Origin of the sequence: Aquamicrobium aerolatum DSM 21857 (assembly GCF_900113935.1) — a bacterium.
GTDB classification, from domain to species: domain Bacteria; phylum Pseudomonadota; class Alphaproteobacteria; order Rhizobiales; family Rhizobiaceae; genus Aerobium; species Aerobium aerolatum.
In genome coordinates this window covers 71,762-84,696 of the sequence record NZ_FORF01000001.1, presented here as the reverse complement: position 1 = coordinate 84,696, position 12,935 = coordinate 71,762, and the positions used below count along the sequence as shown (strand labels likewise).

The window sequence follows — 12,935 nt, the reverse complement described above, 5'->3', positions numbered from 1 at the left end:
CGAAACCGGTTCCCACTTTCGGGAGACATGCTCGTTTTCACGCATGCCTTTGACCCGAAACCGGCTCCCACTTTCGGGAGGCATGCTTAAACAAAAAGCCCGCACGAGGCGGGCTTTTCAGAAGGATCGGGATCGGTGGCGATCAGGCGGCCTGACGCTGGGTCAGAAGCTCGCGCCAGCCGTCCATGCTGTTCCTGAGCTCGTCAATCGCCTCGTCGATCTCGGCGCGCTGCTTTTCCAGCTTGCCCATCTGACGTTCGGACTTTTCAAGCAGAAAGCGCAGCTGCCGAGTGTTGCTGCCGTTCGGATCGTACATATCCATGACCTGCTTGATCTCACGCAGGGAGAAACCGACCTTGGTTCCAAGCGTAATCAGGCGCAGCCGGGTCACGTCGCGCTGGCTGTAGAGACGCTGGTTGCCTTCCCGCTTGGGAGTCAGGAGGCCCTTGTCTTCATAGAAACGCAGAGTGCGCAGGGTGACGCCGAACTGCTTCGCCAGGTCACCAATACGAATATATGCATCCGACAATTCGGTAGCATTGGCCAGGCTTTCGCTGGCCGGAACCATGTTCATCATTTTCAATATCCGCGTACATGGCGCCATACGAAGCACGGCACCAAGTGGAAGAACCTTGGAGGTTGAAGGCTTTCCGGTGAATGGACACTCACATCAAAAACGGGCCGTCGCCGACCCGTTCGATGGCGGGCATATAGTGCCATAAAAATAATGCTGCAAGTGCGAATTCCTGACGCAGGGGCACTGCGCCTGCCGCAGCGGCCTCTCCCGAAAAGATGGTTAACGGCTTGTTTACCATGTGTGGGGAATGGTGTGTGCGGCGGTATCCCGTGTCACCCATGTAATTCGTTGCGCACGGTTCTTCCCCCAACGCCAGACCAGACAGCGCGCAAGGCAACAAAGCCGCTCTCTGCAAGGCGTTTGGCAGACCAGGCAGAAACAGCCGGCACTTCGGCACTCAATGCGGCGGCGGACGCTTCGATGAACAACAGACAGTCCTACCTTGATTCGATGAATGCAGGTCGCAGACGCCGCCCCAGCACCTCGCTGGAGCAGCTGAGCAGCACGCTGGACGAACTGGAAAGCCGTCTGGAGAGAATGCGCCCGACACGCGAGCCGCGCAGTGAAGCCGCTGGCTTGCGCACCCGCAGCCAGCGCCTGTCTTCCGCCACGTCGCATACGCCGCCCTATGAGCCAGCCGCGCCACGGCGTGCGGCCTATGCCGCAGCGCCAGCATCAATGGGCGCCGCAACAGGTGGCCGCCCGCGCTTTGAGCGCAGCGCCGGCGACCGGCGCGAGCCCTACGGCACACGCGCGCTCAATGAACGTGCCGTTGCCGACGAATTGAACACCCTGCGCGCAGAGCTGCGCCAGCAGATGAGCGCGGGCCTGCGCGAAGAGTTTGCCCGACTAAAGGAAGACATCCGGCACGCGCTGCACACGGCAGCCCCGGCGAGCCACGTCGCCGAACTGAGCGTCGAATTCGAACGCCTTGCCGCGATGATCCACAAGATGAGTGGCCAGCCGGGCGACCGGCAGATCGCGCTTCTGCGTGATGAGATGGAGGACATGAAGCGCGCGCTGGGCCAGATGGCCCGTGAAGACACGGTGCGCGCCTTCGACCGGCGCTGGGACGAACTTGACCAGCGCTGGAGCGACATTGCCAGCCATCTGCAGCAGGATCGCCACGACACGGCGGGCCATGCCGCGCTCGATTCGCTGTCGGCACGGCTGGAGCAGATCGGCGACGCGGTGAAGGCGCTGCCGACATCGGTGTCGATGCTGGCGCTGGAAGACGAAATGCGCGCACTGAGCGGCACGGTGGAGCGGATCGCCCACCGGCAGGACCGGATTGCGCCGGAAACACTGGCGACCATCGAGGACCGCCTCGAAGAAATCGCGCGCGCCATCGAGACATCGGTGAGCGCATCGGTTTCGTCGATGCAGGGCGAGCCGTTCGAGCGGCTGGAGCAGCGCATCGCCATGATGGCGCGTCAGCTCGAAAAGGTGGTCGAGGACAACAATTCGCATTCGCTGGGCGTCCAGATCGAGGTGCTGGCGCGGCGGATGGACGAGATTGCCGACCGCGTCGACATTCCCGGCGCCACCATCGACCGCCTGGCGGCGCAGATCGAACAGATCTCGCGCAAGCTCGACGAAACGCCGCAGGCCGGCGACATCGACGATGTGTTCCGCGGCATCGAAGACCGGTTCCTGTCGCTGTCGGCGACCTTGCAGCAGCGCCAGGACGACGCGCTGGCGCAGGACAATTATCTGCTGGAGACGATGGATGCGCGCTTTGCCGAGCTTGCCGCCCGCATCGACCAGAAAAGCACCGCGCAGGACGACCGCGCGATTCGCGAATTTGAAGCGCGGCTCGACGCAATTTCCAGCCATATCGAAACCGCGCCGCAGCAGGCCGGCGTCGACCCCAACCTCATCCGCAGCCTTGAAGCGCAGATCGCCGGGCTGACGGCCCATATCGCGCAGCCGCAGCCCAGCGCCGAAGCCGCGCAGCTGCTGCCGCGCCTCGACCAGATCGAGCAGTCAATCGCCGAGGGCCGCAACGACGTGATGGAAGCCGCCCGCCAGGCGGCAGAAGAGGCCGTGCGCGCATTCCAGCCGGGAACCGGCGAAGGATTGCTGGTGGTCGGGCTGGTCGAAGACCTCAAGTCGCTCGAAACGCTGACGCGCAAGTCGGACGAGCGCAATGGCAAGACATTCGAGGCAATCCACGACACGCTGCTGAAGATCGTCGACCGCCTCGGCGCGGTCGAAACACTGCAGACCGCAACGCGCGAACGCACCTTCGGCATGAAGGACACGCCCTCGATTGCCCCGGCTGACGATGCGGTGACGCTCGATTCGCTTGGCGTCGAGGCTGAACTCGACCTCGAAGGCGCAGCGCTGGACGCAACGAAGGCGGAAGCCGATGGCACCGTCAAGAAGCGGCGCTCGATGCTCGGCGGGCTGAGCCGGGCTTTTGCAGGCCGCAAGGCGACGGAACAGAAGGCCGCCACTGCCGCAGATCAGGGCGGGGCGGATGGCGCATCGGCACCAAGCGCAGCGCCTGCAATCGACCCGGAAGTGCGGATCGACCCAGAACTGGCAAACCGTCCGCTGGAGCCGGGCTCCGGCGCGCCGGACCTTAACGCGATCATGCGCCGTGTGCGCGACGAACGCGGCCAGTCGGGTCGCGGTGCGGAAGCGGACGCTGCCAAGGCAGATTTCATCGCCGCCGCGCGCCGCGCCGCGCAGGCCGCCGCTGCCGAAGCCGGCGGCATGAAGAAACAGGCCGCTGAGCCCGCAACCAAGGGCGGCTCCGGCAGCCTTCTCAACACGCTGAAAGGCCGCCGCAAGCCGGTGCTGATGGGCGTTGCCGCCGTGCTTCTGGCACTGGCAGCGCTGCAATATGGCAAGGGCCTGATGGGACAGGGCCAGGTCGAGATCGCAGATGCCGTCGAACCAGCGGCAACCGAAATCGCCGAAGCTTTCGCCGATCCCGTCGCTGTGCCGCCGCTGGCCGAAACATCGGTGCAGGCAAGCGAGGCTGCCAGCACCGACTGGCTGAATGTCGAGGCGGCAAGCCCGATCGAAACGCAGGCTGTCGAGGAAACGGCGACCGAGGATAGCGCAGCGGCGACTGAAGAGATCGCACCTGCCGTCGAAGCGCCGCAGGTTCAGGCCGAAACCATCCCGCTGGATGCAGGCCCATTGCCGCTGCGCGAAGCCGCTGCTGCCGGCGACGCCAAGGCGCTGTTCGAAATCGGCAACCGCTATGCCGAAGGGCGCGGCGGCGACGTCAACATGAGCGCTGCAGCCGACTATTACCGCCAGGCCGCCGAACAGGGGCTGGCCCCGGCGCAGTACCGCATCGGCAACATGTATGAGAAGGGCAACGGCGTCGAACGCGACGTCGCACAGGCCAAGACCTGGTACCAGCTCGCCGCCGAACAGGGCAATGCAGCTGCGATGCACAATCTTGCCGTGCTGTTTGCGATGGGCGCCGATGGCACCACCGACAATGAATCCGCCGCGCGCTGGTTCTCCAGAGCCGCCGAATTCGGCGTCACCGACAGCCAGTTCAACCTGGCGATCCTGTCGGCCAAGGGGGTCGGCCTGACGCAGAATCTGAGCGAAGCCTACAAATGGTTCGCGCTGGTGGCGCAGAGCGGCGACAAGGACGCGGCTGAAAAGCGCGACGAAGTCGCCAAGGCATTGCGCCCCGAGCAGCTGGAGACCGCCCGCGCCGCCGTCGAGCTGTGGCGCGCCAAGACCCCGAGCGCGGAAGCCAACGACGTCGCCAGCCCCGAAAGCTGGAGCGAGGACACCACGACCACCGCCAGCGTCGACATGACCCAGGCTGTGCGCAACATCCAGCACATCCTCAACAAGAACGGCTACGCAGCCGGCACCGAGGACGGCCTGATGGGGCAGAAGACGGTGGCTGCCATCGCCGCATTCCAGAAAGACAACGGCATGCTGGCGACCGGCGAGGTCGATGAAGCGCTGGTCAAGGCGCTGCTGGAACGGCGCTGAGCCTTCGACCAGGTGGGGAATTTCAGTTCGCTGGAGCCGAAAGCCGCAAACGGTTGCAAAAGCTTCCGTTTTCCGCGCTAAATGGAACCTGCGGTTTGACTTCGCGCCGGCGCAGGCGCAAGAACGAATGACCGTCCTGACCACGTTGTGATGGAACGGTTCCTGAGTCAGGTCACGAGCAGTCGAGTTTGGCGGTGGGCATCTATCTCCCGATCGCAGAAATGTCCGTCAACATGGTCATGCTACTGGCCATGGGGGCTGCCGTTGGCTTTCTTTCAGGCATGTTCGGCGTCGGCGGCGGGTTTCTGATCACGCCGCTGCTGATCTTCTACAACATTCCCCCAGCCATCGCCGTGGCGACCGGCGCGAACCAGGTGGTCGCGTCGTCGGTTTCAGGCGCATTGGTGCATCTCAAGAAGGGCACCATCGACTTCAAGCTGGGAACCGTGCTGCTGGCAGGCGGCGTCGTCGGCTCGACGGTGGGCGTCTGGGTGTTTTCGCTGCTGCGCAGCGTCGGCCAACTCGACCTGTTCGTGTCGCTGCTCTACGTCGTGCTGCTGGGAACTGTCGGCGCGCTGATGCTGGTGGAAAGCGTGCGCGCGATCCAGCGGGCCAGAGGCACCCTGCCCGGCACAGCGCCCAAGGCAACGCAGCACAACTGGATTCACCGGCTGCCCTGGAAGATGCGGTTCCGCACCTCCAAGCTGTTCGTCAGCGTCATTCCGGTGATCGTGATCGGCGTGTTCATTGGCTTCCTCGCCTCGATCATGGGCGTGGGCGGCGGCTTCATCATGGTTCCGGCGCTGATCTATCTGCTCAAGGTGCCGACCAATGTGGTTGTCGGCACCTCGCTGTTCCAGATCATTTTCACCGCCGCCTACACGACCATCGTCCACTCGGCGACCAACCAGACGGTCGACGTCGTGCTGGCCTTCCTGTTGATGGTCGGCGGTGTCGCCGGGGCGCAATATGGCGCGCGGGCGGGCCAGAAGCTGCGCGGCGAACAATTGCGCGCCCTCCTGGCGCTTTTGGTGCTGGCGGTGGCGATGCGGCTGGGGTTCGATCTGTTCGTGCCGCCAAGCTCGCCCTATTCGCTTTCTTCCCTTTCGGGGCTGTGAGGATGAGGACACTCGCCCTCGCCGCCCTTGCCCTCATGCTGACGGCCCCGGCCCCTGCGCACGCGCAGGCGCCGGAAAACCCGGTGCAGGAAAACATCCAGATCGGTCTTTCCACCGACCGCGTGTCGATCACCACCGACTTTTCCGGCGCGGACCTGACAATTTTCGGCGCGCTCGACAATGCCGATCCGCTGGTCAGCCGCCAGGGCCGCTATGATGTGATCGTGGTGCTGGAAGGCCCGCCGCGCCCGGTGGTGGTGCGCAAGAAAACCCGCGTGCTCGGCATGTGGATCAACACCCAGTCGGAAACCTTCCTCAACGTGCCGGTGTCCTATTCGCTGGCCACATCGCGCGCGCTGCAGGACATCACCTATCCGGAAAACTACCGCCAGATGGCGCTCGGCAGCGAGAACGTCACGGTGACGCCCTATGACCGCAACGGCGATGCCGCGACGATCACCGAGTTCACCGCCGCGCTGCGCGAGCGCAAGCGCGCCAGCGGGCTTTACAGCGAGCGCATCGGCGGCGTGCAATTCCTGTCGCAGAACCTGTTCCGCGCCTCGCTGCATCTGGCGCCGAACGTGCCGGTGGGCACCCACCGCGCCCGCGCCTTCCTGTTCAAGAACGGCGCGTTCATCAAGGAAAATTCGGCGCAGCTGGTGATCACCAAGGCCGGTTTCGAACAGAGCATCTATCGCTACGCCCAGACGAACGGCCTCGCCTACGGCATCTTCGCCGTGCTGCTGGCCTTTCTGACCGGCTGGCTCGGCAGGCTGATATTCCGTAAGGATTGATGGGCGGGCTAAAGCGTGTCGCGTTCTTCCGACGTCGCAGCACACGCTTCATGTGTTTTTGGTGACGCATGTCTTGTGCCCGAAACCGGTGCCCACTTTCGGGAGACGTGCTTGTTCTTGCGCATGTCTTGTGCCCGAAACCGGTTCCCACTTTCGGGAGACAGGCGCTAGAATCTCGGCGGGGTGATGCCGGCGGTGCGGCAGGCGGCGACGAGGGTGTTGGCCATCAGGAGCGCAATCGTCATCGGGCCAACGCCGCCCGGAACGGGGGTGATTGCACCGGCAACTTTCTCGGCTTCGTCATAGGCAACATCACCGACAAGGCGCGTCTTGCCCTCGCCCTTTTCCGGGGCCGGAATACGGTTGATGCCGACGTCGATGACGGTTGCGCCGGGCTTGACCCAGTCGCCCTTGATCATCTCCGGACGGCCAACCGCGGCAACGAGGATGTCGGCGCTGCGGCACAGTTCCGGCAGATTGGCCGTGCGCGAATGGGCGATGGTGACGGTGCAGTTGGCGGCCAGAAGCAGGTTGGCCATCGGCTTGCCGACAATGTTGGAGCGACCGACGACGACGGCGTTGAGGCCGGACAGGTCGCGGCCACGGGCCCGCTCGATCATGATCATCGCACCCGATGGGGTGCAGGGCACGAAGGCGCTGTCGATCTCGCCGGTGCCAAGGCGACCGACATTGACGAAGGTGAAGCCGTCAACGTCCTTTTCAGGCGAGATCGTCTGGATGATGACGCCGGAATCGATGTGGTCCGGCAGCGGCAGCTGCACGAGGATGCCGTGGATGGCAGGATCGGCGTTGAGGGTTTCGATGAGGGCGACGAGGGTCGCCTGATCGGTATCGGCAGGCAGCGTGTGCTGGACGGAATGAAAGCCACATTCCTTGGCCTTGCGCGATTTCGACGCGACATAGACCTGGCTGGCGGGATCCTCGCCGACGATGACCACTGCGAGGCCGGGTGTGATGCCCCTCGCGGACAGTTCGCCGGTCGTCTGCGTTACCGTCGCCAGAACCGTCTCGGCGATCTGCTTTCCGTCAATTAGCTGAGCCATCTGCCCTCTCCGCATTCGTTGCACAGGAAGTGCCATCCCCTGAAGCGCAATTCAAGCGCAGAAGGCGACGATGGCGGCAGCAAAGGCGACAGAGCGGCAGTCGGTCGCAATCAGTTGTAGTAGCGATCCTCGGCGATATCCTCGATCGCTTCACGCAAGGCGCGCAGGCTGTGACGAATTTCGTCGAGTGCGGCATCGGTGCGCTGGTCGATGAAGGCGTGGAGCGCCAGCTGCTCCTGTGTCAGATGCTGGTGCATCGACGCGGGGACGGCGACCGGCACATAAACCACCGTCGGCGCCTGCGGCTGGGCATAAGGCTGCTGGCCCGGATAGGGCTGGGCGTAGGCGGGAGCCTGCTGGGGCTGATGCCAGGCTGCGGGAGCCGCCATTGGCTGTGGTGCGGGGTGCTGGGGCGCCCAATGGGCCTGCGTGACCGGTTCAGGCTGCGCGTAGTGGGCAGGCTCGTCGCGGCGGCTGCGGCGGGAATTGGAATACATCTCGGGTGCCTCGCTATGGTGAGTGTCGGCTTCGGACAGGTGACCCTCGTCCTCGTCCCAGTGGTGATGCTCGTCAAAATCCTGCGGCGCTTCGTCATCGACGCGATAGGCGTCTTCGTGCTCGCCCTCGTCGCGCTCACGCCGCCATGCGCTCAGGCCGAGGCCCGACAGTAGCCCCGCAAGCGCGCCGGCGAGCGACAGCACCGGCAAGGGCGGAACCGACGCCTGCGACGGCGTGTCTGCCGCCGCAACGATGCGCGTTCCGTCGCCAGCGAAACTGGCTGCAGCGGTGTCGTTCCTGGCCGCCTCCAGCGCCGCGCGGCGCTCTTCGACCACGCGCTCAAGATCGCGCAGGATCGACAGCTTGTCGTCGGCGCCCTCGCCCTGGCTCTTCACCTGCGCCACGCGGGCGGCAAATTCCTGTTCCTGACGCACGGCGGCGGCAAGCTCGCCTTGCAGCGCCGAGGAAAGGCGACGCGTCTCGGCATCGAGTTCGCGCTGGGCGCTGTCCAGCTCGGCCTTGGCGCTGATCAGTTCGGGATGAAGCGGGCCGAGGCGGGCCGACAGGGCATCGACGCGCTGCCTGTGATCGGCGACGCGCAGGCGCACATCGTCGACCGCGGAGACGTTCCCCGCGGCTGCATCGGAAGGAGTGATCGAGCCGGTCGCCATCAGGTCGATGCCTGGGTCACGCGCGGCGGCAATCTGCGTGTTGAGCGCAACCGTGCGCGCACGGGCGGAAGCCAGCTGCTCGGTGAGAAGGTCGATCTCTTCGGCGGAGGCCAGCAGGCCGTTTTCGGTGCGAAACGCGGCGACGGCGCGCTCGGCAGCCACAAGCTCGCCCTTGAGCGCTTCGTGATTCGCCTGGGCTTGCGTGGCGATGGTCGAGCCGGTGATTTCGGCCACGAACAGCTGGGACAGCGCATTGGCGATGTCAGCTGACTTTTGCGGGTCGGCCGTCTGGACCGAGATTGCCACCAGCGGCGAATTGCCGATGCGCTCAAAGTCGATGCGGCTTGCGAGCGTCTCGACGGCGCGCTGGCGGCGTTCGTCGATCATCGCCCCGTCGCCGGCAACCAGCCTGCCGATATTGGCAAGCGTGCCGCCAAGGCCGAAGGGGCCGGCATCGTTGCCGTTGAACTCGCCATCGGCGGCAAGATTGAGCTGCTCGACCGCAGCGCGAAGAACTGCCCCCGAGCGCAGCGCGCGCAATTGGCCGTCGATGAGTGCGCTTGAGGTTGCATCGGGCAAAGCGGCGACGGAGGGCGCGAGCATCACCTCGCTGGTGGCGCGGAAGGTGGCAGGCCAGGCCAGCGCAACAAGGCTTCCCGCCACTGCCCCGGCCAGCGTCAAACCGATGATGGCGCGGCGCGCGGAACTTGCCGTCGCCGGAAGCGAAGGCGCAAGGGACGGCGTGAACTGATCATCCAGGCGAGGCATCGGGTGGCTCTCAGGCTATGCAAATCGGCACGAACCGGACGGTTCCATGGTTAAGCCAAGCTAAACGCGGATGGGAAACAAAACGTTAACCGCCAGGCTCGCGCCGGTGGCAAACGGTTGCAATGGAGGATGCGCGCGCTATGCATAGATGATGCGACCGACCGGCGAACGGCGGCAATCAGGAGATAACACATGGCGGCGGAACTGGTTCTGGTGGGATGCGGCAACATGGGCTACGCGATGCTGGCAGGCTGGATTGCCGCCGGGCATCTCAAGCCTGAAGACGTGATCGTGATCGAACCGGCGCAGGCCCTGCGCGAACGCGCCGCCGCTTTGGGCGTGCAGGCCCATGAAGACGCTGCCGCGATCAGCGACGCGGAAGCGCCACGGCTGGTGCTGTTTGCGGTCAAGCCGCAGTCGATCCTCGATGTGGTGCCAGCCTATGCGCGGTTCAGCGACAGCGCGACCTTTATCAGCGTGGCCGCCGGAACGCCGGTTGCGACCTTCGCTGCGCTGCTTGGCGATGAGGCGGCGATCGTGCGCTGCATGCCCAACACGCCCGCCGCGATCGGCAAGGGCATGATGGTGGTCTATGCCAACGCCCATGTCGACACCGCGACCAACGCCCATGTGCGCGACCTTCTGGCGGTGAGCGGCGCTGTGGCCACGATTGAGGACGAAGCACAGATGGACGCGGTGACCGCCGTCTCCGGCTCAGGCCCGGCCTATGTGTTTCATTTCATCGAATGCCTGACGGCAGCGGGGGAAGCGGCGGGGCTGCCAAGCGAGACGGCAAAGCTTCTGGCGATGCAGACGGTTTATGGCGCAGCCTCGCTGGCCGCGCAAAGCAGCGACGAGCCGGGCGAACTGCGACGGCAGGTGACGAGCCCGAACGGCACCACCGCCGCGGCGCTGAACGTGCTGATGGGCGAAGACCGGCTGAAGAAACTGGTCGGCGACGCGGTAGAAGCCGCCCGCCTGCGTTCCATCGAGCTTGGCAAATAGGCGCGGTCAGCCCAGCGCCGCGACCATCTCATCCTGCTTGCGGCGCAGGGCGACAAGCGGCGAATCCGGCTGCGGGGCCGCGTTGGCATAGGTGATCAGCTCACCCTTGGCGATCGGCGCGGTGACAGTGCCGCCTTCCAGCAGGCCACACGGCACGGCATTGGCAGCGCGCGCATCGCCGACCGACATTGCCCATGAGCGGTAGGTGTATTCGCCGATGGCGTCGAGACGCTCGCCGGGCGCAAGATCGCGCTTGGCAACGGCGCAGACTTCGGCGACCGGCTTTTGCAGCGGCACCATGTCGGCCTTGCCATACATGACGGCGCGCGCGCAGGACAGCGGCACTTCAAGGCTGGTGAGGTGATAGGGGCGGAAGAAGGTGAAGTACGGCCCCTCGCCCAGCTTCAGGTCGTTCATGCGCTCGCGCAGGCGCGGATGCGCCATCTCGGCAATGACGAACACGCCCGGCGCAACACCCTTGCCGACCGAATAATCGACCACGCCCTTGCGCGACAGGATGCCGCCATCCTCGACCGGGCACAGAACCTTGGGCAATTGCTCGAGCGTGGCGGCGGGGCCGTGCATGCCGGGAAGGTCGGGCACGAGGCCGGTGGCGTTGGCGATGGCGGTCATCTCGACCATGGTCTTGGACCCGTCAACGAACTCGACCAGCATGCGTGGGTTCATGTTGCGGCGGATCGCTTCCTCGCGATAGTCGTCCGGAGTCGCATCATGATTGAGCGGGTTGTTCTTGCCCTTGCCGGCGGCGACGACCGTGTGCCCCATCGCGGTGACGAACTCGATCAGTTCCATGCAGGAGGACGGCTCGTCTCCGGCGCCGACGGTGTAGACCACGCCCATCTTGTCGGCCATCTGCTTGAGATAGGCCCCGACGGTCACGTCCGCCTCGACATTCATCATCACCAGATGCTTGCCGTGCTCGATCACCTTGAGGCCGATCTCGGCACCGGCGACCGGCTTGCCGGTGGCGTCGACGATGACGTCAATGAGGCCATTGTTCATCAGCAGGTCGGCATCCGGCACGATGGCGGTCTTGCCGGATTCGATGAGGGCGCTGATCGCCGAATCGGTCTGGACCTCTACGGCGCTGTCAGCCTCGCGCTGGGCGATGCGCACCGCATCGTGCGCCTGATGCGGGCGACGCGCGACGATGGCCGCGACCTCGATGCCCTGCATCTGCGCCACCTGCGTGACGATGTCGGTGCCCATCTCGCCGCAACCCACGACCCCGATCCGAACGGGGCGGCCTTCCGCAGCCCTTTGTGCAAGGTCACGGGCAAGGCCCGTCAAGGCAACATTGGTCATGGAGGCATCCTTCGATCAGTCTGCGCGGAAATAGACGAGCGCCAGCGATTGTTCAACCGTGGCGCGACGAAGTGAGCCGGCGCAAACTTCGTGCAAGCTTGGTTGCCTATAGGTGATGTCATTTGACGTGGCGCAGCAAGGCTAGCATGAACCAGAATGAACAGCATGGAACCGGGCGCCGGATGGCTCCCGCCGCGCACCCCGCGCTGGCTGCGGGGATTGCCACCGCCAGCGCCTCGGCAATCGGCCTTCTGGCCTGGAGCCTTGTGCCCGAAGGCGAGGCGCGCGCCGTGCTGGTCGTCGCGCCGTTCCTGCTGGCCCCGTTTGGTGTGGCGGCGGCAACATGGGTTGCCTCGCGGCGCGCGCTGCATGAACTGCTCGATCCGATGACGCGCAATGTCGAGCGCCTGTTTGCCACCGAAACCGCCATTCCGGTGCTGCCGAACGCGCTGGAAACCGCGCCGCTGGCCGCTGCGCTGGAGCGCAGCCGCCTTGCCGTTGCCGACCGCAGCCGCACCGGCAAGATCCACGCCGCCGTGGCGCGCCTGCTGGGCGCGGGGATCAGCCGGCTGGCCGACGGCGACTACAAGGTGCGCATCACCGTCGACCTGCCGGAGCTTTACCGCCCCTATCAGGACGACTTCAACCGGGCGATGGAAAACCTCGAAGCAAGGCTCGCCGCATCCACCTTGCCGGATGCCCGACTGGCGGCGCAGGCCGGCGACATCGCCGCCGCCGCAGAGCAACTGGCCAAACGCGCCGAGAAGCTGGCGCAGCGAATCGAAGACGATCTGGCGACCATCGAACAGACCGCGCCAGCCGACCCGCAAGAGGCACTCAAAGTCGCCTGCCACACCCTGAACGGCGCCCGCGTGGCAGCCCAGCGCAACATCGACGCCGCCCACAGCTTTGCTGCAATGGCAAATCACCTATCTGCCCTAGCGGAAGGCCATGAACCGCCGCAAGTTATTGAAGACGAAGACTTTAGTGGCAATGAAGAGCAGCTGGCATTTCCTGCGCCAGCGGCCGCAGCGGCCAGCATCGGCATTGCAGCACTCAAGATGGACGTCTAGACGCAATTGCGGACGCTACGCCGCCGCGTAAGTTTTGCTGGAATTGCTTTAGCTCAAGAAAAA

9 protein-coding genes are annotated in these 12,935 nt (G+C 65.0%); 5 read left to right on the top strand and 4 right to left on the bottom strand.

Annotation, left to right across the window (positions count from 1 at the left end; translation table 11 throughout):
* Window positions 1–142: 142 nt before the first annotated feature.
* Window positions 143–577 (bottom strand): MerR family transcriptional regulator, encoded by a 435-nt coding sequence (locus BMZ42_RS00390; RefSeq protein WP_420492428.1) that lies wholly within the window; start codon window positions 575–577, stop codon window positions 143–145.
* Between the two features lie 420 nt (window positions 578–997).
* On the opposite strand from BMZ42_RS00390, the gene BMZ42_RS00380 reads away from it, so the two are divergent.
* The 3 genes from BMZ42_RS00380 (at window position 998) to BMZ42_RS00370 (ending at window position 6,467) form a co-directional block, all read left to right on the top strand.
* On the top strand, window positions 998–4,555 hold the full coding sequence (locus tag BMZ42_RS00380) for an SEL1-like repeat protein (RefSeq protein WP_091517782.1): 3,558 nt from the start codon (window positions 998–1,000) through the stop codon (window positions 4,553–4,555).
* A 194-nt stretch (window positions 4,556–4,749) separates the two neighbouring features.
* Window positions 4,750–5,673, top strand: coding sequence for a sulfite exporter TauE/SafE family protein (locus BMZ42_RS00375; RefSeq protein ID WP_091517780.1), 924 nt, complete (start codon window positions 4,750–4,752; stop codon window positions 5,671–5,673).
* A gap of 2 nt (window positions 5,674–5,675) precedes the next feature.
* The gene (locus BMZ42_RS00370) at window positions 5,676–6,467 is read left to right on the top strand and encodes a TIGR02186 family protein (RefSeq protein ID WP_091517420.1); all 792 of its coding nucleotides are present in this window, start codon (window positions 5,676–5,678) and stop codon (window positions 6,465–6,467) included.
* A gap of 167 nt (window positions 6,468–6,634) precedes the next feature.
* Here the strand turns inward: BMZ42_RS00370 and BMZ42_RS00365 are convergent, their stop codons facing one another.
* Together BMZ42_RS00365 and BMZ42_RS00360 are read right to left on the bottom strand one after the other, a co-directional pair.
* Window positions 6,635–7,531, bottom strand: coding sequence for a bifunctional methylenetetrahydrofolate dehydrogenase/methenyltetrahydrofolate cyclohydrolase (locus tag BMZ42_RS00365; protein WP_091517418.1), 897 nt, complete (start codon window positions 7,529–7,531; stop codon window positions 6,635–6,637).
* Window positions 7,532–7,641: 110 nt separating this feature from the next.
* Window positions 7,642–9,468, bottom strand: coding sequence for a hypothetical protein (locus BMZ42_RS00360; protein WP_091517417.1), 1,827 nt, complete (start codon window positions 9,466–9,468; stop codon window positions 7,642–7,644).
* Between the two features lie 192 nt (window positions 9,469–9,660).
* On the opposite strand from BMZ42_RS00360, the gene proC reads away from it, so the two are divergent.
* Complete coding sequence (gene proC / locus BMZ42_RS00355; protein WP_091517414.1) at window positions 9,661–10,473, top strand: pyrroline-5-carboxylate reductase; 813 nt, start codon at window positions 9,661–9,663, stop codon at window positions 10,471–10,473.
* Window positions 10,474–10,479: 6 nt separating this feature from the next.
* On the opposite strand, the gene BMZ42_RS00350 is transcribed toward proC, so the two are convergent.
* Complete coding sequence (locus BMZ42_RS00350) at window positions 10,480–11,799, bottom strand: NAD(P)H-dependent oxidoreductase (protein WP_091517413.1); 1,320 nt, start codon at window positions 11,797–11,799, stop codon at window positions 10,480–10,482.
* A 146-nt stretch (window positions 11,800–11,945) separates the two neighbouring features.
* Between BMZ42_RS00350 and BMZ42_RS00345 the strand changes: the two genes are divergently transcribed.
* Window positions 11,946–12,872 carry a hypothetical protein gene (locus tag BMZ42_RS00345; protein WP_091517411.1) on the top strand — a complete coding sequence of 309 codons (927 nt, stop codon included), beginning with the start codon at window positions 11,946–11,948 and terminating at the stop codon, window positions 12,870–12,872.
* Window positions 12,873–12,935: the final 63 nt, after the last annotated feature.